Source organism: Halalkalicoccus subterraneus (assembly GCF_003697815.1).
Classification (GTDB): Archaea; Halobacteriota; Halobacteria; order Halobacteriales; family Halalkalicoccaceae; genus Halalkalicoccus; species Halalkalicoccus subterraneus.
In genome coordinates this window covers 1-25,931 of record NZ_RDQG01000075.1, presented here as the reverse complement: position 1 = coordinate 25,931, position 25,931 = coordinate 1, and the positions used below count along the sequence as shown (strand labels likewise).

At 66.6% G+C, this 25,931-nt stretch carries 23 protein-coding genes and 1 pseudogene; 12 read left to right on the top strand and 12 right to left on the bottom strand.

The features are described from left to right. Positions 1–1,800, top strand: a 1,800-nt coding sequence (gene uvrB, locus EAO80_RS15650) for an excinuclease ABC subunit UvrB (RefSeq protein WP_122090800.1), incomplete at its 5' end; no start/stop codon positions are given. A 17-nt stretch (positions 1,801–1,817) separates the two neighbouring features. Here the strand turns inward: uvrB and EAO80_RS15645 are convergent. Beyond that, positions 1,818–2,861 (bottom strand): nicotinate-nucleotide--dimethylbenzimidazole phosphoribosyltransferase, encoded by a 1,044-nt coding sequence (locus EAO80_RS15645; protein WP_122090799.1) that lies wholly within the window; start codon positions 2,859–2,861, stop codon positions 1,818–1,820. A 304-nt stretch (positions 2,862–3,165) separates the two neighbouring features. Here EAO80_RS15645 and EAO80_RS15640 point away from each other — a divergent pair, with 304 nt between their 5' ends. The 3 genes from EAO80_RS15640 (at position 3,166) to EAO80_RS15630 (ending at position 7,477) form a co-directional block, all read left to right on the top strand. Beyond that, on the top strand, positions 3,166–5,562 hold the full coding sequence (locus EAO80_RS15640; protein WP_122090798.1) for a ribonucleoside-diphosphate reductase subunit alpha: 2,397 nt from the start codon (positions 3,166–3,168) through the stop codon (positions 5,560–5,562). Then, on the top strand, positions 5,562–6,554 hold the full coding sequence (locus EAO80_RS15635) for a ribonucleotide-diphosphate reductase subunit beta (protein WP_122090797.1): 993 nt from the start codon (positions 5,562–5,564) through the stop codon (positions 6,552–6,554). Before EAO80_RS15640 ends, EAO80_RS15635 begins: the two co-directional genes overlap by 1 nt. A gap of 113 nt (positions 6,555–6,667) precedes the next feature. Beyond that, complete coding sequence (locus EAO80_RS15630; protein ID WP_122090796.1) at positions 6,668–7,477, top strand: DUF7839 domain-containing protein; 810 nt, start codon at positions 6,668–6,670, stop codon at positions 7,475–7,477. 35 nt (positions 7,478–7,512) lie between these two features. Here the strand turns inward: EAO80_RS15630 and EAO80_RS15625 are convergent, their stop codons facing one another. Next, on the bottom strand, positions 7,513–9,246 hold the full coding sequence (locus EAO80_RS15625; RefSeq protein WP_122090795.1) for an excinuclease ABC subunit C: 1,734 nt from the start codon (positions 9,244–9,246) through the stop codon (positions 7,513–7,515). Positions 9,247–9,255: 9 nt separating this feature from the next. Then, complete coding sequence (locus EAO80_RS15620; RefSeq protein ID WP_122090794.1) at positions 9,256–9,816, bottom strand: hypothetical protein; 561 nt, start codon at positions 9,814–9,816, stop codon at positions 9,256–9,258. A gap of 104 nt (positions 9,817–9,920) precedes the next feature. Between EAO80_RS15620 and EAO80_RS15615 the strand changes: the two genes are divergently transcribed. From EAO80_RS15615 to EAO80_RS15605, 3 genes are read left to right on the top strand one after another with little or no spacing between them, the layout of a single operon-like run. After that, complete coding sequence (locus EAO80_RS15615; protein WP_122090793.1) at positions 9,921–10,175, top strand: hypothetical protein; 255 nt, start codon at positions 9,921–9,923, stop codon at positions 10,173–10,175. Positions 10,176–10,208: 33 nt separating this feature from the next. Continuing rightward, a complete protein-coding gene (locus tag EAO80_RS15610) occupies positions 10,209–11,162 on the top strand; it encodes an ABC transporter ATP-binding protein (RefSeq protein WP_122090792.1) in 954 nt (317 codons plus the stop codon). Next, on the top strand, positions 11,159–12,049 hold the full coding sequence (locus tag EAO80_RS15605; protein WP_122090791.1) for an ABC transporter permease: 891 nt from the start codon (positions 11,159–11,161) through the stop codon (positions 12,047–12,049). Before EAO80_RS15610 ends, EAO80_RS15605 begins: the two co-directional genes overlap by 4 nt. A gap of 26 nt (positions 12,050–12,075) precedes the next feature. Here the strand turns inward: EAO80_RS15605 and ligA are convergent, their stop codons facing one another. The 4 genes from ligA to EAO80_RS15585 all read right to left on the bottom strand — a co-directional run bounded on the left by ligA (position 12,076) and on the right by EAO80_RS15585 (position 17,150). Next, a complete protein-coding gene (ligA, locus tag EAO80_RS15600; RefSeq protein ID WP_122090790.1) occupies positions 12,076–14,196 on the bottom strand; it encodes an NAD-dependent DNA ligase LigA in 2,121 nt (706 codons plus the stop codon). 37 nt (positions 14,197–14,233) lie between these two features. After that, entirely contained in the window at positions 14,234–15,070 is an 837-nt protein-coding gene (locus EAO80_RS15595) for an alpha/beta fold hydrolase (RefSeq protein WP_122090789.1), read from the bottom strand. A gap of 63 nt (positions 15,071–15,133) precedes the next feature. Further along, on the bottom strand, positions 15,134–16,246 hold the full coding sequence (locus EAO80_RS15590) for an FAD binding domain-containing protein (protein ID WP_245998647.1): 1,113 nt from the start codon (positions 16,244–16,246) through the stop codon (positions 15,134–15,136). A gap of 73 nt (positions 16,247–16,319) precedes the next feature. After that, positions 16,320–17,150, bottom strand: a complete 831-nt coding sequence (locus EAO80_RS15585; RefSeq protein ID WP_122090787.1) for a manganese catalase family protein — start codon at positions 17,148–17,150, stop codon at positions 16,320–16,322. A 204-nt stretch (positions 17,151–17,354) separates the two neighbouring features. Here EAO80_RS15585 and EAO80_RS15580 point away from each other — a divergent pair, with 204 nt between their 5' ends. Together EAO80_RS15580 and EAO80_RS15575 are read left to right on the top strand one after the other, a co-directional pair. Beyond that, positions 17,355–18,467 carry a pyridoxal-phosphate-dependent aminotransferase family protein gene (locus EAO80_RS15580; RefSeq protein WP_122090801.1) on the top strand — a complete coding sequence of 371 codons (1,113 nt, stop codon included), beginning with the start codon at positions 17,355–17,357 and terminating at the stop codon, positions 18,465–18,467. A gap of 48 nt (positions 18,468–18,515) precedes the next feature. Further along, positions 18,516–19,415: a nucleoside hydrolase gene (locus EAO80_RS15575; RefSeq protein ID WP_122090786.1), complete on the top strand. Its 900-nt coding sequence runs from the start codon at positions 18,516–18,518 to the stop codon at positions 19,413–19,415. Here the strand turns inward: EAO80_RS15575 and EAO80_RS15570 are convergent, their stop codons facing one another. Both EAO80_RS15570 and EAO80_RS15565 read right to left on the bottom strand, forming a co-directional pair. After that, positions 19,416–20,588, bottom strand: coding sequence for an enolase C-terminal domain-like protein (locus EAO80_RS15570; protein WP_122090785.1), 1,173 nt, complete (start codon positions 20,586–20,588; stop codon positions 19,416–19,418). 36 nt (positions 20,589–20,624) lie between these two features. Beyond that, entirely contained in the window at positions 20,625–21,128 is a 504-nt protein-coding gene (locus EAO80_RS15565; RefSeq protein WP_122090784.1) for a hypothetical protein, read from the bottom strand. 289 nt (positions 21,129–21,417) lie between these two features. On the opposite strand from EAO80_RS15565, the gene EAO80_RS15560 reads away from it, so the two are divergent. Together EAO80_RS15560 and metX are read left to right on the top strand one after the other, a co-directional pair. After that, positions 21,418–22,707: an O-acetylhomoserine aminocarboxypropyltransferase/cysteine synthase family protein gene (locus EAO80_RS15560; RefSeq protein WP_122090783.1), complete on the top strand. Its 1,290-nt coding sequence runs from the start codon at positions 21,418–21,420 to the stop codon at positions 22,705–22,707. Then, the gene (gene metX / locus EAO80_RS15555; RefSeq protein WP_122090782.1) at positions 22,704–23,903 is read left to right on the top strand and encodes a homoserine O-acetyltransferase MetX; all 1,200 of its coding nucleotides are present in this window, start codon (positions 22,704–22,706) and stop codon (positions 23,901–23,903) included. The genes EAO80_RS15560 and metX overlap by 4 nt, the downstream gene beginning before the upstream one ends. Here the strand turns inward: metX and EAO80_RS19880 are convergent. The 3 genes from EAO80_RS19880 to EAO80_RS15545 form a co-directional block, all read right to left on the bottom strand. Further along, on the bottom strand, positions 23,900–24,058 hold the full coding sequence (locus EAO80_RS19880) for a hypothetical protein (RefSeq protein WP_162994042.1): 159 nt from the start codon (positions 24,056–24,058) through the stop codon (positions 23,900–23,902). The genes metX and EAO80_RS19880 overlap by 4 nt on opposite strands. Positions 24,059–24,113: 55 nt before the next feature. Then, positions 24,114–24,749, bottom strand: a complete 636-nt coding sequence (gene serB, locus EAO80_RS15550; RefSeq protein ID WP_122090781.1) for a phosphoserine phosphatase SerB — start codon at positions 24,747–24,749, stop codon at positions 24,114–24,116. Between the two features lie 65 nt (positions 24,750–24,814). Further along, positions 24,815–25,528: a class I SAM-dependent methyltransferase gene (locus tag EAO80_RS15545; RefSeq protein ID WP_122090780.1), complete on the bottom strand. Its 714-nt coding sequence runs from the start codon at positions 25,526–25,528 to the stop codon at positions 24,815–24,817. A 118-nt stretch (positions 25,529–25,646) separates the two neighbouring features. Here EAO80_RS15545 and EAO80_RS15540 point away from each other — a divergent pair. Next, a pseudogene (locus EAO80_RS15540) lies at positions 25,647–25,931 on the top strand (phosphoglycerate dehydrogenase); the annotation flags it as partial.

The following is a 25,931-nucleotide window of genomic DNA, read 5'->3' as shown; positions in this document are numbered from 1 at the left end:
CAACTGTACGAGGAGTTCAGAAACCTCTTTCCGGACAACGCCGTCGAGTACTTCGTCTCCTACTACGACTACTACCAGCCCGAGGCCTACGTCGAGGCCTCAGACACCTACATCGACAAGGACGCCTCGATCAACGACGAGATAGATCGGTTGAGACACTCCGCGACCCGGTCGCTCCTGACCCGCGACGACGTGATCGTCGTCGCCTCGGTTTCGGCGATCTACGGACTGGGCGACCCGCGGAACTACGTCGATATGAGCCTTCAACTGGAGCAGGGTCAACGCATCGAGCGCGACGAGTTGCTGAAGGGTCTCGTGGACCTGAACTACGAGCGAAACGACGTCGACTTCACCCAGGGGACCTTCCGGGTGCGGGGCGACACCGTCGAGGTCTTCCCGATGTACGGTCGGTATGCCGTGCGCGTGGAGTTCTGGGGTGACGAGATCGACCGGTTGAGCAAGCTCGACCCCCTCGAAGGCGAACTCAAAAGCGAGGAGCCGGCCGTGCTGATCCACCCTGCGGAGCACTACTCGATCCCCGAAGGGCGCCTGGAGAGCGCGATCGACGAGATCGAGGAGGACCTCGAGAAGCGGATCCGCTACTTCGAGCGCAACGGCGACATGCTCGCGGCCCAGCGCATCGAGGAGCGAACCACCTTCGATCTGGAGATGCTCCGCGAGACGGGCTACTGCTCGGGCATCGAGAACTATTCGGTTTACTTCTCCGAGCGCGAGTCGGGCGACCCGCCCTTTACCCTCTTGGACTACTTCCCCGACGACTTCCTCACCGTCATCGACGAGTCCCACCAGACCATCCCGCAGATCAAGGGCCAGTATGCCGGCGACAAGTCCCGGAAGGACTCGCTGGTCGAGAACGGCTTTCGCCTGCCGACCGCCTACGACAACCGCCCGCTGACTTTCGAGGAGTTCGAAGAGCGCGTCGGCAAGCGTCTCTACGTTTCGGCGACCCCCGGCGACTACGAACGCGAGAACAGCGAGCGGATCGCAGAACAGATCGTCAGACCCACCCACTTGGTCGATCCGGCGGTGTCGGTCCAATCCGCGGAGGAGCAGATCGACGACCTGATGGCCCGAATCGACGAGCGAACCGAACGCGACGAGCGCACCCTCGTGACCACTCTCACCAAGCGCATGGCCGAGGACCTCACCGAGTACCTCGAGAACGCCGGCGTCGCGGTGGAGTACATGCACGACGAGACCGACACCTTGGAGCGCCACGAGCTCATCCGCGGGCTCCGGCTCGGCGAGTTCGACGTGCTCGTCGGGATCAACCTGCTGCGCGAGGGACTCGACATCCCCGAGGTCTCGCTGGTCGCCATTCTGGACGCCGACCAGCAGGGGTTCCTCCGCTCGCGGACCACCCTCATCCAGACGATGGGGCGGGCCGCCAGAAACGCCGAGGGAGAGGTCGTCCTCTACGCGGATGAGACCACCGACGCCATGTCGGAGGCGATCGACGAGACCCAACGGCGCCGGGAGATCCAGCGCGAGTACAACGCCGAGCACGGCTACACGCCCACGACCATCGACAAGGAGGTCGGCGAGACCAACCTGCCGGGAAGCAAGACCGACACCTCGGGCGTGAGCGGCGACGCCCCCGAGGACGCCGAGGCAGCACAGGCGCGGATCCAGGCCCTCGAGGAGCGCATGAACGAGGCCGCGGGCAACCTGGAGTTCGAACTCGCGGCCGATATCCGGGACAGAATCCGCGAACTCCGCGAGGAGTTCGACGCGTTTGACGAGGAGGGGGTCGTTCCCGAACCCGAAACGGAATTTTAAGCCCGCGATGACGTGCGTTACGCGCGAGTGAGCCGGTCGTAGACCGTCCGGATCCGCTCGCGGACCGCTTCCATCGGGATTCCGTCGCGTTCGGCGAGCCACAGCGCCCCGCCCATTCCGACGCCTTCTTTCGCCTCGCCGGCAGCGTAGGCCGCCATCGCCGGATGGGTTCGCCCATCGAATCCTGGATCGGTCACTCGGAGATCGAGATCGAGATCCGTCGCCAACGCCTCGATTTCCGCGCTCGCGTCCTCGGCGACGAACGAGGTGGTCGCGAGCGTCAACGGCGCCTCGACGCCCGCGTGGCGCGCCAGCGCGGCCGCCGCCGCGAGCTGCGTCCCGCCGGCGAGGATCACGTCGGTTCCGGCGTCGGCCGCACCCGTAATCAGGCCCGCAACCGCGGCCAAAACGGGATCACCGACACACCGAACCGCTTCTATCGGCGTTCCTGCCGCACTGCCGGGTTCGAATCCACTCGACGCGAGGGCGTCGTCCACTACCTCCCGTTTGAGCGCCAGCGGGTTCGCCGGAAGCGACGAGGAGACGGCCGAACGCTCCCCGAGCGCCCGGAGGACCGCCATCGCGGTGGTCGTCCCGCCCGGAACCGTTTCGCCGATGGCGAGTTCTGAGTCGGGAAGCGACCGGCCGAACTCCTCCGCGGCGTCGAACAGTTCGCGGGCGTTTCCGACCGCCTCCTCGTTCCGGATGTCCCCACCCGGTTCGTCGCCCAGCGAAACGGTCGGCGCGCCGCTCGACCGGGCGAGTCCGGCGTCGAGGCAGGTCACGTCGAATCCCAGTAGTTCGCGGACCGCGCGGGTGTGGACCGCCGGGGTCGGACAGCCGGTGGGACTGACCGGCACGGTCGGGGCGCGCGTCACGCCGCCGTATTCGAGGATCTCGAGGTCCGCACTGGGGGTGGACATCATCGCCTCGGGATCCGCCCCGGCGGCACTGATCGGTCCATCACTCCCTTCGATCCCCGCCGTTCGGGTGCCCCCGGCGACTACCACGAGCCGCCCCGATCCGGTTCCGCCCCGCCGCCGTTCTCGTTCCCCGATCATCACTGAGCCGTCTCTATCCCAACCGGACTTTAATCGGTCGATAGGAGGGATTCAACGCGGGTTTGCGTGGCAGTGGTTCGTCGGCTCGGTGTGTGGGTGCTGTCGCGGGAGTCCTCCGGGTTCGCTCCCTCCACCGGCGGTCGTTGAGCCCCGCTCTCCCGTCATCGGATACAAATACACTTGTTCTACAGAAAGTAGAGTTGGGAATATTTATGCCGGTGCCGCCGGAGAGACGAATACGGCCCGAACCGCCGCCCTGAGTGGCGTTGTGCCGGTAGTGGCGACGCTGTCGGGCCGAGTTATCATGAGCCAGGCTACGACACGATCGGAAAGGATCGAAACGATATTGGAACGGGCGTGGAGCGACCGGGTCGACGACGAGACCCTCGCCGAGATCGCCAGTGCGGCCGAGCGCGACTGCTACGAGGAGGCGAGCCGCGAGGAGGTCTACGAGGCCGTCATCGGGGCGCTCACCGCCCGCATCGAGCGCGACCCCGCCTACGAGACGATCGCCGCGCGGGTCTTCCGTGAGCGCTACTTCGAGGAGCGCGTCGGCGAGAGCGAGGACCGCGAGGCGGCGTATCGGGAGTCGTTCGTCGCCTCCATCGAGCGCGGGGTCGAGGCCGACCTGCTCGACGAGCGCATGGCGGAGTACGACCTTCGGGCGCTCTCGGAGGCGCTGGAGCTCGAGCGCGACGACCGGCTCGACCACATGGCGATGGAGACGCTGTACCAGCGCTACTTCCTCCGTGACGGTGACGAGCCCATCGAACTCCCGCAGACGTTCTGGATGCGCGTCGCGATGGGGATCGCGCTGCGGGAGGCTCCCGAGGAGCGCGAGGAGTACGCAACGGAGTTCTACGACCTGCTCTCGACGCTGCGGTTCGTCCACTCGACGCCGACGCTCTTTCACGCCGGGACGACCCACCCGCAGCTCTCCTCGTGTTACCTCACCACCGTTCCCGACGATCTTGAGGGGATCTTTGACGCGTACAAGGAACACGCGAAGCTCTCGAAGTGGTCGGGCGGGCTCGGCAACGACTGGACGCCGCTCCGGGCGAGCGGCGCGCGGATCTCCTCGACGGGCGTCGAGTCGACGGGGACAGTGCCATTTTTGAAGATCGCGAACGACGTGACCGGCGCGATAAACAGGAGTGGAAAGCGACGCGGGGCGGCCTGTGCCTACCTCGAGGCGTGGCACATGGACTTCCCCGCGTTCCTCGACCTGCGGCGAAACACCGGCGACGAGCGCCGGCGCACCCACGACATGAACACCGCGGCGTGGGTGCCCGATCTGTTCATGAAGCGCGTCCAGGACGACGAGAAGTGGACGCTCTTCTCGCCCGAGGAGGTGCCCGATCTGCACGGCACCTATGGAGCCGAGTTCGAGGAGAAGTACAGGGAGTACGAGCGGAAAGCGGAAGCGGGCGAACTCGACCAGTACGAGCGGTGCGAGGCCGCGGAACTGTGGCGAACCACCCTCACCCGGCTGTTCGAGACGGGCCACCCGTGGATCACGTTCAAGGACCCCTGTAACGTCCGCTCGCCGCAGGATCATGCGGGTGTTATCAACTCCTCGAACCTCTGTACGGAGATCACGCTGAACACGAGCGAGGAGGAGACCGCCGTCTGCAACCTCGGCTCGGTGAACCTCTCACGCCACGTGGGCGAGGACGGGCCCGACCGCGAGGCGCTCGCCGAGACGGTCAACACGGCGATGCGGATGCTCGACAACGTCGTCGACCTCAACTTCTACCCCACGGAGAAGGCCGAACGCTCGAACATGCGCCACCGGCCAGTTGGCTTAGGTATCATGGGCTTTCACGACGCCCTGCTGGAACAGGACATTCCGATGAACTCCGAGAGAGCCGTCGAGTTCGCCGACCGAACCCAAGAACTCGTCTCCTATCACGCGATCCTCGGCTCCTCGGAATTGGCCGCCGAGCGCGGAACCTACGAGAGCTACGAGGGCTCGAAGTGGGATCGGGGCCTGTTGCCCCAGGACACCGTCGAGCTGCTCGAGGAGGAGCGCGGGCGCGAGATCCCGATCGACGTCGAGGAGCGCCTCGACTGGGGACGGGTGCGCGAGCACGTCAGTTCGCACGGGGTGCGAAACTCCAACACGATGGCGGTCGCGCCGACCGCGACCATCTCGACGATCGCGGGGACGACCCCCTCGATCGAGCCGGTCTACTCCAATCTGTACGTGAAGTCGAACATGTCGGGCGACTTCACCGTGATCAACGACCACCTCGTCGCCGACCTCAGGGAGAGAGGGCTGTGGACCGACGAGATCCGCGACCGGATCAAGTACCACGACGGCTCGATCCAGGAGATCGACGCGATACCGGAGGACGTCACGGAGCTCCACCGGGGCGCCTTCGAGATCGACCCGCGCCACCAGCTCCGCCTCTCGGCGGAGCGTGCGACCTGGATCGACCAGAGCCAGTCGCACAACGTCTTCTTCCCGTCGACCGACGGCTCGCTGCTCGCGGGCGTCTACGAGACCGCCTGGGAGCTCGGCCTGAAGACGACCTACTACCTCCGGACGCTGGGCGCGAGCCAGGTCGAGAAGACCACGCTCGACATGCGCGAGTACGACGACACCCAGTTCCGGGACTCGGACGACGATGACGACGACGAGGACGAGGGGAACGGCCTGCCGAGCGTCGAGGACCCGACCTGCGAGGCCTGTCAGTAATGGCGCTGATCAACACCGAGAGCCACCACGACCCCAACAAGATCCTGCCGATCGACTACGACTGGGCCCGCGAGTACTACGAGGCCGGCGTCGCCAACAACTGGACACCCGAGGAGGTGCCGATGGCCGACGACGTCCACCAGTGGGAGAACGACGAGCTCAGCGATGAAGAACGCCAGCTCGTCGAGTGGAACCTCGGCTTCTTCTCGACCGCGGAGTCGTTGACCGCCAACAACATCGTGCTCGCGGTCTACGACCACGTCACTGCCCCCGAGTGTCGCCAGTATCTCCTCAGACAGGCCTACGAGGAGGCGATCCACACCGATACGTTCATCTACTGCTGTGACTCGCTTGGATTCGATCCCGACCACCTCTACGGGATGTACGACCGCATCCCCGCGATCGAGGCCAAAGACGAGTTCGTCGTCGACCTCACGCAGGTGATCGACGACCCGACCTTCGAGATCGAGAGTGATGAAGACGTCCGGGAGTTCCTTCGGGACCTCGTCGGGTTCTACGTCATCATGGAGGGGATCTTCTTCTACGCGGGCTTTGCGATGATGCTCGGGCTCAAGCGGCAGGGGAAGATGGTCGGCGTCGGCGAGCAGTTCGAGTACATCATGCGCGACGAGTCGCTCCATCTGAACTTCGGGGTCGACCTGATCAACACCGTCCGCAAGGAGCATCCGGGCGTGTGGACCGCGGAGTTCGAACAGGAGATCGAGGGGCTGATCCGCGAGTCCGTCGACCTCGAACGCACGTATGCCCGCGAGGCCTGCCCCGAGGAGGTCCTCGGGATGGGGCCCGACCAGTTCGCCGAGTACGTCGAGTACGTCGCCGACAGACGGCTGGATCAGTTGGAAATGGAGCCGGTCTACGACACCGACAACCCGTTCCCGTGGATGGCCGAGCAGGTCGACCTGAACAAGGAGAAGAACTTCTTCGAGACCAACGTCGCGGAGTACCAGTCGGGCGGTTCGCTGGAGTGGTAGGCACCGCCGAGAGTGGTTCGCCACGATCGCAATACAAGTGAATTGGATCGAAACACGCTCTCGTCCGATCGAAGCACAAAATTACTTGTTCTCGGACTCCCGAGTGGGGTCCAATGGCGGACACCGAGAGAGGGGGGTTGAGCGTCCTGCGGAACAAGCGCGACGCCACGCGGTATCAGATCTTGGTCGAGATCGCCGAACGCCAGCCGGCGGTCAGCCAACAGGAGATCGCCGACGCAATCGGGATTACCGCCCAGGCGGTCAGCGACTACCTGCAGGGACTCGTCGAGGATGGTCACGTCGAGACGGGCGGACGCGGACGCTACGAGGTGAGCAAGGAGGGCGTCGACTGGCTGATCTCCCGAACCGACGAACTCCAGGTGTTTACCGACCACGTTGCCGAGGACGTCATCGGACAGGTCGAGATCGAGACGGCGCTTGCAACCGATGCGATCGAGAACGGACGAACGGTAACGCTGTCGATGGTCGAGGGGGTTCTCAGAGCCTCGCCCGGACGGGGTGACGGTGCGCGCGCAGTCGCGATCACGAGTGCCGACGCCGGGCGGGACGTCGGTGTCACTGACTTCGAAGGTGTGCTCGACTACGAACTCGGCGAGGTGACGGTCGTCTCGCTGCCGCGGGTCAACGAGGGGGGCAGCACGCTCGCCGATCCCGAAACGATCGCCGAGTACGCCGCCGAGCACGACCTCGTGGCGACCGCGGGCACCGAGGCCGTCGCGGCCGCGAGTGCCGCCGAACTCGACCCCGAGATCCGATTCGGGACGCCCGAAGCGGTTCGAGAGGCGGCGACGAAGGGGCTCGACGTCCTTTTGCTCGCCGCGGACGACCGGCTCGCAGCCCACACCGAGCAGCTACGCGAGGGAACCATCGGCTACCAGTTGGTCGAGGCCGCCGACCGCTAGGGGATTCGGGACCGCGCGGCGATCGCTCTCGCGCCTCAGAGGCGTTCGGATATCGTCCTCGCGGTCTTTTCGCCCACGCCCTCGACGCTTTCGAGGTCGCCCGTCGAGGCTTTCCTGATGCCTTCGACGCTGCCGAACCGCCGCAGGAGGCTCGTCCTCGTTTTGGGCCCGATTCCGGGAACGTCGTCGAGGACAGTTGAAACGTCGTCCCGGAGCGTCTGGTGGTACTGGACCGCAAAACGGTGGGCCTCGTCGCGTACCCGCTGGAGGAGGTGGAGATGGGCGGCGTCGGAAGGCCAGTCGAGGGGTCCCTCGGGCGTGATCACCAGCTCCTCGGCCTTCGCGAGCGCTATCGTCGGTATCTCCCAGCCGACCTCCCGCATCGCCTCGCGGGCGGCGTCGAGTTGCCCTTCCCCGCCGTCGATGAGCAGGAGATCGGGGTCGGGCCGGTCGTCACGCCCCTCGACGGCCCGCAGGGCGCGCCATCCCACCAGCGCGCGCATGTTGGCGTAGTCGTCGTTTCGCTCCTCGAGCTTCTTGCGGCGGTAGCCCGACGTGTCGGCCTCGCCGCCCACGAACAGCACGTCGCTTCCCACGGCGGCCTTGCCCTGGGCGTGGCTCACGTCGAACCCCTCGATGCGTTCCGGACGGTCCATCGAGAGCGCCTCGGCCAGCGCGCTCACCGGGTCGTCGCTGTAGTCGCCCCGGCGGGCGTTCTTGATCGCCAGGTCCACGAGGGTAGCCTCCCGGCCCGCCCCGGGCACCCGAAGGTCGATGCCCTCACCCTCGAGCCAGCCCCGCAACTCATCGTCCGCGGGGTCTTCCGGTACCAGCAAGCTGTCGGGAAGCTCACGCTCGGCGTAGTACTGGGCGATGAACGCGGCGAGCACGCCCGCGTGGCCGTCCTCGGCGTCGGGGATCGAGAGGTGGTGGCGGTCCCGATCGACCAACTGGCCGCCCTCGCTGTGTAGTCGGGCGACGATCGCGCGCTCGCCCTCGGTCGCGACCCCGAGCACGTCGACGTGGCGCGCGTCGCTCGCGTCGCTGATGGCCTCCCCGCGACCCTCGTGGAACCCCTCGACCGCCTCCAGTCGGTCGCGCAGGCTCGCCGCCCGCTCGAAGGACTGCTCCTGGGCCGCCCGCTCCATGCGTCGCCTCAGGGGGTCGGCGAGGGCGCCCGTCTCGCCCGCGAAGAAGCGTTTCACCGACTCGACGTCCTCGACGTAGGCCTCCCGCCCGATCTCGCCGGTGCAGGGGGCGGTACAGAGCCCGATGTCGTAGTCGAGACAGGGCCGGCTTCGCCCGGAGAACTTGTGATCCGAACAGCCCCGCACGCCGTAAATCTCGCGAAGGGCTTTCACCACGACCTCGACGACCCCTTTGTCCGTGAAGGGGCCGAAGGCGGTCGCCTCGCTGTCGGGATCCCGCGTGATCTCGATGCGGGGGAACTCGTGGTCGGTGAGCTGAACTAATGGATAGGACTTGTCGTCCTTCAGGCGGACGTTGTAGCGGGGCTGGTGGCGCTTGATCAGGTTCGCCTCCAATAGGAGCGCCTGGGTCTCGGTGTCGGTCACCGCGAAGTCGATCGCCTCGGCGCTCTCGACCATCCGCCGGATCCGCTCGCTTCTGGGATCCGCGTAGGAGCGCACCCGGCTCCTGAGGTCGACGGCCTTGCCGACGTACAGCGTCGTCCCCTCCGCGAGGAACTGGTAGACCCCCGGCTCGCGCGGCAGCGTCGCTGTACGGTCTTTGAGTTCGCCCCCGTCCATTCACCCGTTCTAGCCGTCCGATCCGTTTGAACCTGCCGCCCTCCCCCAGCGCCGTTCTACCACCGCTTGGGGGTGTCCATCACTCGACCGGCCCCTTCCGGCCGGGATTTCGGAGCCGGAGAGCGCACAGTCGATACAGTAGTGGTTGTAGCCTTCGGAACGGGTGTAAAACGGAATCTCGGCGACCGCGTACTCCTCGCGATACCGCCGTACTGTTCCGCTCTTGACGGCGGTTCCACAGACGACGTACGGTTCGCTACAGTTCTCATCGGGACGGACCACCCGCCGGTCGGTGTTCCGTACCCGTCCGAACCGCGTTATCGCGTGACGGCGGTCGAGCCGGCGGCGAAGGCGCGGGTTGACCAGCACGCCCGACGCGACCAACACGAACGCGAACAGCATGAGAAGGACCACTCCCATCGTGGAGCCGACGCCCCCGCCCGCGGCGAGTCCGACGACGGCAGCGATCAGCCCGAGGGCCCCGAGCCCGACCAGCAGCCAGCCCGCGATGGCGTAGAACAGCTCCGAGACGGCGTCCGCCACCGCCACGATACCGCCCTCGTCGCTCATGGAGGACGGTCTCCGAACGCCAGCATATGTTTTCCGGCCGTCGGTCGCTTCCCGGTCCAGGAGTAAGCGTCGCATACAAACCCGGCGGGTGCGAACCTCGCGGTATGACCGAGACCCTTCAGTGTTGGTTGGTCGAGCGCACGTACGACGACAAGGGGCTGATCCGGCTGACCTACGTCCCGACTGACGGCTCGGGCCAGTACGTCACCGAGCGAGCGGCGGCGACCGGCCCCGACGCCACCGCCGCGATGGAGGTCGAGAGCGAGAATCTCGGCCCGATCGACGGGGCGAACGCCGAGCGCTACGAAAGCGAGGCCGAGCGGATGGCCGAGCGCCACGATCCCGACGATTCGATCTAAAGACCTATATCGGGGCTGGATCTAGCGCGGGCAATGGCCGCGATCGAACTGCGCGACGTGAGCAAACGCTACGACGACAGTGGGGGACTCCGTCCTCCGGGCAGTCGGACCTCGTCCGACGACGTCGTCGCGGTCGACGGCCTCGACCTCACGGTACGCGAGGGCGAGGTCTTCGGCTTTCTCGGGCCCAACGGCGCGGGCAAATCGACGACGATCGACATGATCCTCGATTTCGTCCACCCCTCGCAGGGCTCCATCGAAGTGCTCGGCTACGACGCCCACGAGGAGAGCCTCGCGGTCCGAAAACGCACCGGCGTCCTGCCCGAGGGATTCGACGTCTACGACCGCCTCACCGGCCGGAAGCACGTCGAACTCGCCGTCGACTCGAAGGGGGCGAGCGACGACCCCGACGCCCTCCTGAAACGGGTCGGCATCGCCGATGCCGCCGACCGCAAGGCCGGCGACTACTCGAAGGGGATGACCCAGCGCCTCGCGCTCGCGATGGCGCTCGTCGGCGAGCCCGACCTCCTCGTACTCGACGAGCCCTCCACGGGGCTCGATCCCAACGGCGCGCTCGAGATGCGCGAGATCATCCGCGAGGAGGTCGCCCGCGGTGCGACGGTCTTCTTTTCGAGCCATATCCTCGGACAGGTCGATGCGGTCTGTGATCGCGTCGGCATCCTCCGGGAGGGCCGGCTCGTCGCAGAGGACAGCGTCGCCGGCCTGCGCGAGGCCGCCGGCACCGACACGACGCTTCGGATCACGGTCGGCGAGCTCCCCTCGCGGGCGGTCGACCGTGTGCGCGCACTCGACGGGGTCTCGGGGGTCGAACAGGACGGCTCGGTCCTCAGAGTCGGCGTCGAGAGCGGCTCGAAGACCGCCGTGTTGAGCGCGCTCGAAAGCGAGGGCGCGGAGGTGCGCGACTTCGAGACCGAGGAGGCCTCGCTCGAAGACCTCTTTCGGGCCTACACGGAGGGCGGACGATGAGCTGGCGGGTCGTCGCGCGAAAGGACTTCGCGGACTCGATCCGTTCGGGCTGGGTCATCGGACTCTCCGTGCTCTTTTTGGTACTGTTCGTCGCGCTGTCGTACTTCTTCGCGGCGGGCGTCGGCGGTGCCGTCCAACAGCAAACGGGCGAGCAGCTCTCCTCGAACGCCTTCGTCAACCTGCTCTCTTCGTTCATCGCCTTCATCATCCCCATCGTCGCGATCGTGCTCGCGTACGCCTCCGTCGCGGGCGAGCGCGACTCGGGAACGCTGAAACTCCTGCTCGCGCTTCCGCACACCCGACGGGATATCGTACTCGGGAAAGTCCTCGGGCGAAGCGCCGTGATCGTCCTGCCGATCCTGCTCGGCTTTCTCGCGGCCGCGATCGTCTTCCTGATCACGCCCGTCACGCTCGAACTCGCCAACTTCGTCGCCTTCGCGTTGCTGTCGGCGCTGTTGGGCGTCGTGTTCGTCTGTCTCGCCGTCGGGATCAGCGCGGCGGCCGGCTCGCGCCGACGGGCCATGCTCGGCAACGTCGGGCTGTTCGTGGTCTTCGCGCTCTTCTGGGGCAGCGTCGCCGAGGGGCTGGTCAGCCTGCTCAACGAGTACACGGACATCGGCTTCGAGACGCTCGCGCGGGTCCAGCTCGCCGTCCGACTGTTGAACCCCATCGATGCCTACCAGTCGCTCGCGGCGATCCTCTGGACGAGCGACGCGCTGGGCGCACGCATTTCGCTGTTCAGCGGGATCGCGAGCCAGATCTACGCCCAGGCGCTCGATCCGCTTCCAGCGTACTTCTCGGACCCGGTCGTCGCCGTCGTCTTCCTCGCGTGGCTGGTCGTCCCGCCCGTCCTGGGTTATCTCGCCTTTCGCGATGCGGATCTATAAGGACTGATCACGTCGCCGATCCGTCGCTACTGAAACGTATCGTCGAGCGTCCGTTGATTCGATGACTCCTGCCCGTTCGACCCTTGATCGCTCGATTCCTCGCCCGTTCCCACCAACTCCTCGAACTCCGCGGGTGTGAGTTCGGGTACGTCGTTCTCCTCGGCGTCCTCGCGCTTGCTGGCTCCGGGCTCCTCGCCGACGACGAGGTAGTCCGTGTTGCCCGAGACGCTGCCCGTGACGGAGCCGCCCGCCCGCTCGATCTCCTCTTGGGCCTCGCTTCTCGTCCGGTCGAGAAGCGACCCCGTGAAGACGAACGTCAGCCCGTCGAGGGCGTCGCCCGCCTCGCGCTCGACCGCGTCGGGGGAGACGCCCGCCTCGCGAAGCTCCTCGATCACGCGCCGGTTTCCCTCGCTGTCGAAGAACTCGTGGATCTCGCGGGCGACGATCTCTCCGATCTCGTTTACTTCCTGGAGTTCGTCCTCGCTGGCCTCCATCAGGCCGTCCAGATCGTCGAAGGCGCTCGCGAGTTCGCGGGCGGTCGCCCGCCCGACGTGTGGAATGCCGATCGCCGCGAGGAAAGCAAATATCGGGGGGTTCTTCGAGGCCTCCAGTTCTCTCATCAGATTCTCGGCGCTCGTCTCACCCCACCCCTCCAGTTCGACGAGGTCGGCACGCTCCAACTGATAGAGGTCGGCGACGCTGTCCTCGATCAGCCCGGCCTCTAAGAGCTGGTCGACCCGCTCGCCGCCCAGTCCCTCGATGTCGAGGCCGGAATCGCTCGCGTAATACTGGACCGACCGGCGTAGTTGGGCGGGACACGCCAGCCCACCGGTGCAGAAGGCGATCGGGCCGTCGCGCTCGATCGCGCTGTCACAGACGGGGCAGGTCTCGGGGAACTCGAAGAACCCTTCCGAGCGCTTTTCCACGACTTCGGCGACGTACGGAATCACGTCGCCAGCCCGTTCGACCCGTACCACGTCGCCGACGTTGACGTTCTTCTCCCTGATCTCCGCGGGGTTGTGGAGGCTCGCCCGCGAGACGGTGACGCCGCCGACGTCGACGGGATCGAGCAGCGCAACGGGAGTTAATCTGCCCGTGCGTCCGACCTGCAGGGCGATCTCGCCGATGGCGGTCTCGCCGGCCCGCGCGGGAAACTTGTAGGCGAAGGCCCAGCGGTAGTGCCGGGAGGTCGCACCGAGCTCCTCGCAGGCGGCCTTGTCGTTGACCTTGATCACGGCGCCGTCGATCTCGTAGTTCAGTGATTCGCGCTCCTCGATCAGTTCGTCGCGATAGCGAAGCGCCTCGTCGATGTCGGTGATGAGCTCGGCGCGGTCGTTGGTCCGGAGACCGAACGAATCGAGCGCATCGAGCTCCTTCCACTGGGTGGCGAACTCCCGGCTCGAATCCAACACGTCGTAGAAGAAACAGTCGAGCGGGCGCTCGGCAGTAACTGAAGGGTCGAGCTGGCGGATCGTCCCCGCGGTGGCGTTTCGCGGGTTCGCGAAGGGCTCGTCGCCGCGTTCGACGCGCTCGCGGTTGTACTCCTGGAAGGCGTCCCGTGGCATGAAGATCTCGCCACGAACCGCGAGGAAGTCGGGGTATTCCCCCTGGAGCCGTTGGGGGATCGAGCGGATCGTTCTGACGTTCGCGCTCACGTCATCGCCCTCCCGCCCGTCGCCGCGGGTCACCGCGCGCTCGAAGGCGCCGTCCTCGTACACTACTTCGATCGAGATCCCGTCGAACTTCGGCTCGCAGGTGTATTCTACGTTCCCTACTTCGCGGTCCATTCGATCGCCGAACTCCCGGACGTCCGCCGCGTCGCCGCTCTGCTGGATCGAGAGCATCGGCGCGACGTGCTCGACGGTTTCGAGTTCGTCGAGCGGTTCGCCACCCACGCGCCGCGTGGGGCTGTCGGGCGTCTCGAGTCCGAAGCTCTCCTCGATGTCGACGAGGCGCTGGAACAGCAGGTCGTAGGTCCGGTCGGCGATGACGGGATCGCTCTCGGCGTAGTACCGGCGGTCGTGGTGGCGGATCGCCTCTCTCAACTGGCGGGCCTCCCGCTCGGCGTCCGCTTCCGAGAGCTCGTCAACGGGGGTGAGGTCCTCTGGCGGCTCCCGGAGATAGGGGTTTTCTTCCTGCTCGCTCATTGCCGGCCCTTTCGTCCCGGCGGGCAAAAACGCCGCCCTATCCGTCGAGGAACGTCCGCAGGTGTTCGCGGTAGGCCTCGGGCCGGTCCTCGATCACCCAGTGATACGCCTCCTCCAGTCCGACGAGTTCGCTCTCCGGGACGTCCTCTTCGAGGCGCTCGGCATACTCCACCGGCTGAAAGTCGTCCTCCGCACCCCATAGCAGCAGCGTCTCGGCCTCGATCCCCGAGGGGTCGATCTCGGTCGTGTGGTTCGTGTTGGTCGCGCTTGCCGCCCGCGACAGCGAGACGACACCCTCCTCGGAGTTCCAGGGGGCGACCATCCCCTCGACGAACGCCTCGTCGGCCTCGCCATGGGTGCCGTTACGGAAGGTCTCGGCGAGCGTCTCGCGGACCTCCTCGGGATCGTTCTCGCGGGGGAACGACGGAAGCCCCATGTCGGTGACGAACTGGACCGGCCAGGAGTCGTAGGCGACGGCGTTGGAAAGCACCAGCCGCTCGACCAGGTCGGGGCGGTGGGCGGCCAGTCGGAGGCCGACCCCGCCGCCCAGGTCGTGGCCGACGAAGGTACACGACTCTACCTCCAGTTCCGAGAGCAGGTCCTCGACGGCGAGCTCCTGGGCGCGGATCGAGCGGTCGAAGCCGTCGCGCATGTCGGAGCTCCCGTAGCCGACCATGTCGGGGACGATCACGCGATGCTCGTCCTCGAACTCGGGCGTGATTTTCGCCCAGAGATACGAGTTCGTCGGGATTCCGTGCAGGAAGACCAACGGATCGCCCTTCCCCTCGTCGCGATAGGCCATCTCGAGGCCGTGACCGTCGACCGTCACCGTTTCCGACATCTGGCTCGCGGTCCACTCGTCGTAGGACTCCATGGGAACGTCGAGGGCGGCCAGCCACTAACCGTTTGGCCGGGCGTGTGCGGCCCGGACGACCGTTTAGTCCATGTAGCCTTCGCCCATCCGGATCCCCTCCCGGACCAGCCGCCGGCCCGCGGCGAGGCGTTTCTCCTCCCACCCCTCCAGCGCCGACTCCCGGTCGTCCCCGTCGAGTGCCTCCCCGAGTTCGATCGCGTCGGCGGCGGCCTTCGCGGTGCCCGCGGCGGTGTGCGGGCGCGCGACGAACGCCGCATCGCCCAGCAGACAGACCCTGCCGAAGGCCATCTCGGGTACGGAAAGGTCGTAGATCGTCTGGACGAACGGGTCGGGAGTCGCCCCGACGAGCCGGGAGAAGACGTCGGGGAACCCTTCGGCGGCCGTCCGGAGTTCGCGTTCGATTTCCCCACGGAGGTCGCCGGGCGGAACCGAAAAATCGTGTTCCGCACCGTCCGAACCGGTCAGCAGCTCGTTCAATCGCTCCCGGTCGCGGACGTTATCGTACCAGACCCAGTTGAGCCGGCGGTCGCCCTTCCCCGTTTCGCCCTCTGGACCGGGAATCAGGTAGCCGAGGATCAACTGACGGTCGCCCTCGAAGAAGACGAAGGTGTCCTCGAAGCGCTCGACGAGGCTCCTCGAGATCTCGTGCTCGTCGATCAGCCCCCGCCACGCGACGTAGCCGGCGTACGCCGGCGAGACGTCCGGGAGTAGCTGCTCGCGCGACCCCGAGCGCCCGCCCTCGGCGACGACCAGCAGGTCCGTCCGGCGCTCGGACCCGTCCGCGAACCGGACCGAAACCTCGCCGTCGCGCTCGAACCCGACCACGCGGCCCGCGTGATATCGGTCGTCCTCCACGGCCCTCCGAAGCCGCCGGTAAAGGGTGTCCCACCCCGTAAAGGTCATCGAGTCGGCCCATCCCTCGCGGACGTTCCCGTCGCGGTCGAGGTACTCCCTGCGATGGGTCACGAGGGAAAAATCGTCGGGGCGCGCGATCCCCCGTTTGCCGAGGTACTCCAACATCCGCGGCTGGGCGACGATTCCCGCCCCGCGACTCTCCAGTTCGTCCGCCGCGCGCTCGAAGACGTCGACGTCGTGACCGGCCTCCGAAAGCGCGAGAGCCGTGAACAGCCCGCCCATCGACCCGCCCGAGACGATCACGCGAAGTCCGTCGGTCATCACTCGATTTTCGGCCGCGGCGCTCAAAGGCCTGTGGTCGGCGAAAAAAGCGCGAACGGGTACAGCCGTCGGATCAGTCCGTTGGGTCGTTGTACGCCCGCGGGTCGGGCGAGGGCAGGTCGGGCTTGCCGCCGCCGGGCTGGCGCCCGAAGGAGAACTCGCTTTTCCCGTCGACCGACTCGCCCGTGGTCCAGGCCGTCTCGGGGTTCTCGGTCGGCTCCCGGGTCGTCGACATGAACTCGTAGTTGAACTCCTGGTTCTCCTCCTCCTGCGGGAAGCTGTTGGGAACCGGCAGGTGGTCGAAGGCGTCGTCCGGGTCACCGAGGTCCTGTATGGCGGCGAGCCACTGGTTCTGGTGCATGGTGTCACGGGCGATGAGGTACGACAGCATGTCCTTCATGCCCGGATCGTCGGTCATCTCCCAGAGCCGGGTCGCGAGCGTTCTCCCGGTGGCCTCGGCGGTCACGTTCGCGTAGAGGTCACCGGCGGGGTTGCCGCTCGCGTAGACGTGGTCCGTGCTGAACGGGTTACCCTGGCTGTCCTCGGGCATCGCGCCGAAGCCCGCCGAGAGGAACTGTCGGGGCAGGTACCCCTGCATCGCGGCGTTGACCGCGCCGTCCTGGGCGAACTCCTCGCGCATCCCGACCGGGGCTCCTTCGAGGTTCTTCGCGACCGCCGTCGCGAGCATCTCGACGTGGCCCAGCTCCTCCATGGCCGTCTCGTAGAGCAGCATGCGCATCCCCTCGTTCTCCGGCGGCTGGTTCATCCCCTGGAACAGGTACTGCATGAACACGCGGATCTCGCCCTCGACGCCTCCGATGGCCTGCTGGAGCATTCGTGCGAACGCCGGATCCGGTTCCTCTACCTCGACCGGGTACTGGAGCTCATCGTCGTGATAGAACATCACCTGTCGGTAGGACGGTTAGTTGGTAAGCCGTGATGCTTGCGTGGGCTGACTCCTCATGGCTCCCCGCTGGCACCGTTCGCGGAGATTCCCGGGGCTTATCACCTCGCGCGCGAACCGCGAGGTACGGACGGGTCGATCCGTCCCGCTTGGCGGCTCCGAGGCCCCAAGTGCGGGACGGGATCGACCACCCAGGTGATCCACGTGACCGAGAAACGCGAGTACACGGACGACTACACGGACGAGACGCTGTACATTCCCGGCCCGACGGAGGTCCGCGAGGACGTCATCGAGGCGATGGCCCAGCCCATGTTCGGCCACCGGATGGACCGGATGACCGACCTCTACACCACGATCGTCGAGGACACCAAGGAGTTCCTCGGAACCGACAACGACGCCATAATCCTCACCGCCTCCGGCACGGAGTTCTGGGAGGCCTCGACGCTCAACCTCGTCGACGAAAACATCCTCGTCGCGACCTGCGGGAGCTTCAGCGAGCGCCACGCCAACGTCGCCGAGCGTCTGGGGAAGGACGTCGACCGACTCGAGTACGAGTGGGGGCGGGCGGTGAAACCCGAGGACGTCCGCGAGGCCTTGGAGGAGAGCGAGAAGGGGTACGACGTCGTCGCCTGCGCGATGAACGAGTCCTCGACCGGGGTGCGAAACCCGATCGAGGAGATCGGCGACGTCGTCGCCGAGTACCCCGACACCTACTTCGTCGTCGACGCGGTCTCCGCGCTGGGCGGGGACTACGTCGCCATCGACGAACACGAGATCGACGTGCTGTTCGCGTCCTCGCAGAAGGCCTTCGCCATGCCGCCGGGGCTGGCGATCTGCACCGTCAGTGAGGGCGCCTACGAGCGCGAGGTCGGAAAGGACTCGGCCTCGTGGTACGGCGGGTTCCAGCGCACGCTCGACTACTACGACCGGAAGGGTCAGACCCACTCGACGCCCGCGATCCCGATCATGCTTGCCTACCGGAAACAGATGAAACACATGCTCGAGGAGGGCCACGACGCGCGGGACGAACGCCACCGCGAGATGGCCGAATACACCCGCGAGTGGGCTAGCGAGCACTTCGCGATGTTTCCCGAGGAGGGCTACGAGTCCCAGACGGTGAGCTGCATCGAAAATACACAAGGAATCGACGTCGCGGGGACGATCGAGCAGGTGAGCGAGGAGTACGGGATGGTCTTCTCGAACGGCTACGGCTCGCAGCTCGGCGAGGAGACGTTCCGGATCGGCCACATGGGCGAACACGACGTCGAAAGCATTCGCGCGCTCACGGACGCCATCGAGGACGTCGCCGGGCTGTAAGCCCGCACGCGACCGAACCTTTTCCCTCCGGCCCTCGTAGCTGGGGCCATGTCCCTTCTGGTCGATACGGACCCCGGCTGTGACGACGCGCTCGCGCTCCTGTTGGCACTCGAAAGCGACCTCGACGTCGTCGGCCTGACCACCGTCGCCGGGAATTCCACCATCGAAAACACCACCCGGAACACCCTCTCGGTCCTCGACTTCCTCGACAGCGACCTTCCCGTCGCCCGCGGCGCGGATCGCCCGCTGGTCAAACGGCAGGACACCGCCGAGTTCATCCACGGCGAGGGCGGGCTCAAGGGCGACCTGCCCGATCCCACCCACGAACCCGTCGATACGTCGGGAGCGGAGTTCATCGTCGAGAAAGCACGCGAGGACGGAAACCTCACTATCGCCGCGATCGGTCCCCTGACGAACCTCGCGCTGGCGCTGGGGATCGAGCCCGACCTGCCTGAGCTTCTCGACGAGGTCCTCGTCATGGGTGGAGCGGTCTACGCGCCGGGCAACCGCACGCCCGCGGCAGAGGCGAACCTGCATGCCGATCCCGACGCCGCGAGCCGCGTCCTACAGTCGCTCGACCCGACGTTCGTCGGATTGGGCGTCACCATGCGTGCGACCCTCGACCCCGCGACGCTGGACCTGTCGGGCCGCCGCGGCGCGGTCGTCGAGGAGTGGCTGGAGTACTACCCCGACGAGGTGAAGGATCGTTACGGGATCGAGCACTCGCCGGTCCATGACGCGGCAGTGATCGCCCAGCTCACCGACGACGTCCTCACGACCGAGGAGCGGGCGCTTGAAATCGACACGCGCGAGGGACCCTGCCGGGGTACGCTCGTCGCCGACGAGTACGGTGTCACCGAGGCGCCCGAAAACGGTCGGGTCGCGACCGACATCGACGTCGAACGCTTCCGCGAAGCGATGGGCGAGGCGATCGTGTCGACGGTGTAGCTACTCGTACTCCCGGCCGCCGAGCGCCCGTGATTCGATGTACTTCCAGTCGTACTCGACGCCGAGACCGGGGCCGTCGGGGACGCCCACGGTCCCGTCGGAATCGACCGTGTCGAGCTGGTCGGAGTAGCCCTCCTGATACACCGGCGGCTGGGTGTTGTCGCATTTCGGGTGGACCAGTGCGAGCTCGTAGTAATTTGCATTCCTCGTCGCGGCGATGCAGTGGCGCTGGGCGGGCCCGGGCGCGTGAAACTCCACGTCGAGGCCGAACCCTTCCGCGATCCTCGCGCGCTTCATCGCGCCGGTGATCCCGCCGTCGTACTCCGGATCCGCGCGGACGAAATCCGTCGCCCCGCTCGCGACGAAGTCGGTGAACGGTTCGAGTCCCCTGACGTGTTCGGTCTGGAGGATCGGGGTGTCGAGGTGTTCGCCCAGTTTGCGGTGGGCGTGCTGGGAAATACCGCCGTCGCGATACGGGTCCTCGTACCAGTAGAAGTCCTGTTTGTCACACGCCTTCCCGACCTGTAGGGCGTCGGCGAACGTCTCGTACTCGCAGGCCGGATCGAGCATCAGGTCCATCCCGCTGCCGACGCGCTCGCCGACGGCGTGGACGGTGGCGATCTCCCTGTCTATCTGTCGGGCGTCGTCGCCCCCGCCCCAGCCGTGGATCTTGAACCCGGGAAAGCCCCGTTCACGACACTCCTCGGCGAAATCGGCGTAGGCCGCTGGAGAGTTGAGCCCGCCGCTGTCGTCGGCATGGTACGTCGAGGCGTACGTTGGGAGACGCTCGCGATACGTCCCTAGAAGGTCGTGGATCGGGGCGTCGTGGTGTTTTCCTGCGAAATCCCACAGCGCGATGTCGAGCGGGCCGATCCCCATCCGGTCGTACTTCCTGAGCGTTCGCTTGAGCTCGCTCCAGTGGCGTTCCCTGTGAAGGGGGTTCTTTCCGATCAGGTAGTTCGCCACGGTGTTGATCTGGGCGAAGGCCGGCGAATTGCCGCCGATGTACTCGCCGGTGATCCCCTCGCTGGTCTCGATCTGGAGGGCGAACAGCTTTCGCTCGGTGGTCGCGCCGGGTTCGTACGTCAGGTTGAACCCGTGGGTGTCGGTGCCGACGTCCTCGATCGGGTAGGAGAACTCCGTCGTCTGGATCCGCGTGATCCGTGGTTCCATACCGGCCACTTGCCGTCTATGGGAAAAAGGTTGGGGCTATTCGTCCGGATCGTCCGACTCCTCGTCGTCGAACCCCGCGTCCCCCTCGTCGAGGCCGTCCAGCCCGTCGCCGCCGAGTTCGCCGATATCGTCCACTTCGCCCTCGTCACCGAGATCGCGGATGTCCTCGTCGTCCTCGACTTCCCCCTCGTCGAGGACTTCGATGTCGACCTCGACGGGATCCCCTCGCTGGTTCTCGACGACCTGCAGGACGAGCCGCCCACCCTCGCGGCCGATCGCGCCGCCGACCGCGTAGCCGACCGTCTGTTCTGCGAACTGGCCGGGCGTGTAGCGTCCGACCGTCTGTTTGACGACGAGCCGACCGGTCATCTGGCCGACCAGCTCGCCCATGCGCTCGAAGTCCATCGCCTCGGGATCGCCCTGTTCGAGCGCCTCGAGGTCGACCGCTTCGGCCAGTTGCGTGATCGAGTCGGCGGTAAAGGCCGCCTCCATTCCTCGGTCGAATCCCCGTCCCAGCAGGTCCGGTAGGTTCGGTGCCATACCCGATTCTGTTGCTCCACGGGGACAAAAAGCCTCCCTGCGACTGCCGGTCCTTCAGAGCGTCATTCGCAGGTTTCAGTAGGAAGCACGGCCAGAAAGACCAGACACGCCAGTGGAACCGACGTGTAGTGGAGCCGCCCGGACAGCTTCCAGCTCTCGTCGCATCACCGACCGTACGACGGCGATGTTGGGAACCCGCCGCCTCGGGCGGCGATCTCGGCCGCACGGAAACCGCGAGTCTTGCCGTTATTACTGGTTATAAATCTCTTGGACGATATGCACTGTATACATGAACGACTGGGGACCAGCGACGCGTAGCGTACACAGTGGCGGGCGCGCGGATCCGGCGACCGGGGCGCGCGCGACGCCGATCTACCAGACCACTTCCTACCAGTTCGAGAGCGCGGATCACGCCGCGGATCTGTACGCCCTTTCGGCGGAGGGCGACGTCTACTCCCGGATCAGCAATCCCACTACCAGGACGCTCGAAGAGCGCCTCGCCGCCCTCGAAGGGGGGGTCGACGCCGTCGCTACTAGTTCGGGAATGGCCGCCCTCGACGCCGCGACCTTTCTGCTGGCCGCGCCCGGCGACTCCATCGTCTCCTCGTCCGCGATCTACGGCGGTACCACCGCGTACTTCAACCACGTCGCGGGCCGTCGCGGAATCGAGACGCACTTCGTCGACACGCTCGATTACGAGGAGTATGAAAAAGCCATCGACGAGGACACGGCGTTCGTCCACCTCGAAACCATCGGCAACCCCTCGCTCGTCACCCCGGACATCGAGCGAGTGGCGGAGATCGCCCACGACAACGGGGCACCGCTGTTCGTCGACAACACGTTCGCCACGCCGTATCTATGTCGACCCTTGGAGTGCGGCGCCGATCTCGTCTGGGAATCGACCACGAAATGGCTCCACGGGTCGGGGTCGACCGTCGGCGGCGCCCTGATCGACGGCGGCTCGTTCGACTGGACGGGCTATGAGGAACTTTCGGGGGAAAATCCCGCCTACGACGGGATCGACTTCAGCCGTGACTTCCCCGAGGCGCCCTTCGCCGCCGCCGCCCGATTTCGCTCGCTGCGGGCGCTCGGCGCCCAGCAGGCCCCCTTCGACGCGTGGGCCACTCTCCAGGGGCTCGAATCGTTCCCCCTGCGGATGGAGCGCCACTGTGAGAACGCCGCCATCGTCGCCGAGTTTCTGGCCGATCACGAGGCCGTCTCCTGGGTGACCTATCCCGGCCTCGAATCGCATCCGACCCACGACAACGCACGCGAATACCTCGAAGGTGGGTTCGGCGGAATGATCGCCTTCGGGCTCGAAAACGGCTTCGAGGGCGGGAAGCGCGTCTGCGAGGCCGTCGACCTGGTGAGCTTCGTCGCCAACATCGGCGACGCCAAATCGTTGATCATCCATCCGGCCTCGACGACCCACGGCCAGCTCACCCCCGAGCAGCGCGCGAAAAGCGGCGTTACGGAGGACCTCGTGCGCCTCTCCGTAGGCATTGAGGACCCCGAGGACGTCCTTCGGGATCTGGACCGAGCGATCGAAGTCGCTACGGGGCGTTCGAGCGAGCCATGAGCGAGAATCGGGAGTTCGCCTCGCTGGGCGAGTTTCGCTTCGCGTGTGGCGAGTCGATCTCCGACCTGGAGGTCGCCTACGAGACGTACGGCGAGTTCACCGGCGAGAACTGCGTGCTGGTCTGTCACGCCCTGACGGGTAGCGCCCACGTCGCGGGCTCGTTTCGCGATTCGACGAGCGATCAGGCCTCGGCGTGGTGGGAGGACATCGTCGGTCCCGGAAAAGCGATCGACACCGCCGAGTACTACGTCGTCTGCGTGAACGTCCCGGGATCGTGTTACGGTTCTTCGGGACCTCCGAGCGAAAACCCCGAAACGGGCGAGCCCTATGGCACGGACTTTCCTCCGGTGACGGTCGGAGACTGGACGTGCGCCCAGCGCGCCCTACTGGACCACCTCGGCGTCGGCCGCCTGCACGCCGTCGTCGGCGGCTCCGTAGGGGGAATGAACGCGCTCGACTGGGCTGCCCGGTATCCCGACGACGTCCACCGGGTCGCCGCGGTCGCCGCGGCCGCCCGGCTAGACGCCCAGTGTCTCGGTCTCGACGCCATCGCCCGCCGGGCGATCACGACCGACCCCGACTGGCAGGGCGGCGAGTACTACGGCGGGGCGGAGCCCGACGACGGGCTGGCGCTGGCCCGCCAGTTGGGCCACATGATGTACCTCTCGAAGGACTCGATGGAGCGCAAGTTCGGCCGGCGTTCTGCGGGTCGGGACGCCCACCGCGAGGCGTTTCCCGCCGACCCCGCCGCCGACTTCTTTCCCTACCGGGACGTCGAGTCGTACCTCGACTACCAATCGACGAAGTTCGTCGACCGGTTCGACGCCAACAGCTACCTCTATCTGACCCGTGCGATGGACGATTACGATCTCGCGTCGGGTTACGAGTCCGACGCCGACGCGCTCGCGGCCTTCACCGGCGAGGCGCTCCTGATGAGCTTCACCGGCGACTGGCATTTCACCGTCGCCCAGTCCGAGCAGGTCGCAAAGGCGTTTCGCGCCACTGGCGAGGCCGCCCACCACGTCGTCGAGTCCGACCACGGCCACGACGCCTTCCTCGTCGAGCCCGGCAAGGTCGGGCCACCGCTCGCGGACTTCCTCGACGACGGCCTGGCCGGAAAATCGATCACCGATACGAAGGGCGAGGAGCCAAGCAGCGACTTCGCGCCGGTCCACGCGAGCCTCTTTCCGCGCTAGTTCTCGGTCGAGTTCCCCAGAACGCTCGCGACCTTCCCGCGGAGCGCCGCGTACACGCCCAGTCCGGTACCGGCGGCAAACGAGAGGATGCCTGTCAGTACGAGCAGCGTCAGATCGGGGTGCTCGGCGCCGGTGTGCAGTAGCGTTGGATCCATGTCCTCACCGATTCGCGCGGGTGGTATTAATGTGGCGGTCTTCCCAAACGTTACGTCAGAGAACCCCTCGTTTTTCGAACAACCGACGAAGTTCGTCCATGGTCTCGACGGTCTCCTCGCAGTGGGGCGCGACGGCGGGTTTCGGGTCGAATCCGACCGCGAGCCCGGCGACCCGCAACATCGGTAGGTCATTCGCGCCGTCCCCGACGGCGACCGTGTCCTCGGGATCGGCACCCCGGCCGCTCGCGAGCCGGCGCAGCGCGTCGTCCTTCGTCCCCTCGATCAGGGGGCCTTCGACCTCGCCGGTCAGTGCCTCGTCCTCGATGGGGAGGCGGTTCGCGACGATCGAATCGACCGCGACGTCCTCGCGTTCGAGCGCGAGTTCGACGCCCCGTTCGAACCCGCCTGTCAGGACGGCCGTGTGAACGCCCGCCGCGTTGAGTGCCTCGATCAGCTCGGCCGCGCCCGGCCGCAGGCGAACCTCGCCGTAGGCCGCCTCCGCCTCCTCGCGGGAGAGGCCCGAGAGGAGGCCGGCGCGCTGTCGGAGGCTGTCGGCGTAGCTCATCTCGTCGTTCATCGCGCGCTCGGTGATCTCGGCCATCTCGTCGGCGACGCCACAGCGCTCGCCGAGCAACACGGTCATCTCCGAGTCAGAAAGAGTGCCGTCGAAGTCGAACGCCACCAGTGTCATTCTGTGGCAGTTCGTCCGGCGCGGGTTTCAAGCCTGCCATCCCGAGCAGGTCAACCCCGCGATCGCTACCCGCCGTGGTTCAGCACGACGCCGTAGGCCGACGAGTCGGTTTCGAGGATCTCCTCCGCCGTCCACGGCGTCCCGGCGACGACCTCGGCGAGCGCGTCGGGACTGGCCATCAGCAGGTCGATCCACGGACCTGCGCACCCGTCGTACTCGACGCGAAACCGTCGGTAGGCCAGCCCGCGCTCGACGGCGTGGCGGTCGAGGTACTCGGACTCCGCCCGCGGGTCGGGACCCGTCGGATCGCTCAGGTCGGCGACCAGCTTCCCGCCCGGCTCTGTGACTCGGGCGAGCTCCGAAAGCGTCCCTTCGAGCGCCGCCCGCGACCGTCCGAGCCCGAGCTGCTGGCCTATGACTAGCAGCGTATCGAACCCGGTCCGTAGCGGCGGATCGCCCAGATCCCCTATCAGCGCCCGTTCGACGCCCCGTTCGCGGACGACCCGGATCGCGCCGGGGCTCCGGTCGATCCCGACGGTCGCATGGCCGCGTTCCTGTGCCCACAGTGCCGTCCGACCGACCCCACAGCCCAGATCGAGGACGGATCCCGAAACGCGTTCGACCATCCACCGGTCGAGCTCGCTCCAGTCGTCGTAGTCGGCGAAATACCCCTCCAAGTGAGCCTCGCTGACGTGCCCGTCGTCGCGCCGGTAGACGGATCGTTCGGCGAGCCGATCCTTCCGATAATCCTCGACCATGCGTCCGAAGGCGTCGGCCATAGTTCGTCCTCTCGGGACAACTGTATAGTGGTGGCTCGACACACGGTACCGTCCCTTTCGGAAGGCCAGCCATGCCGATGACACAAGGGTTAACCTCGCCGCGTGGAAGCTTTCTCGCATGAGGATTCTCGTTACGGACCCCATCGACGACGCGGGGTTGGAGACGCTGCGCGAGGCCGGCCACGAGGTCGAAATCGACTACGAGATCGACGGCGGGACCGCCCTCGTGAGTGCTCTCGACGGGGTTCACGGTCTGATCGTTCGCTCGGGGACCGAGGTCACCCGCGAAGTGCTCGACGGCGCCGATGACCTCGTGATCGTCGGGCGGGCCGGGATCGGCGTCGACAACATCGACATCGACGCCGCGACCGAACACGGCGTCATCGTCGCCAACGCTCCACAA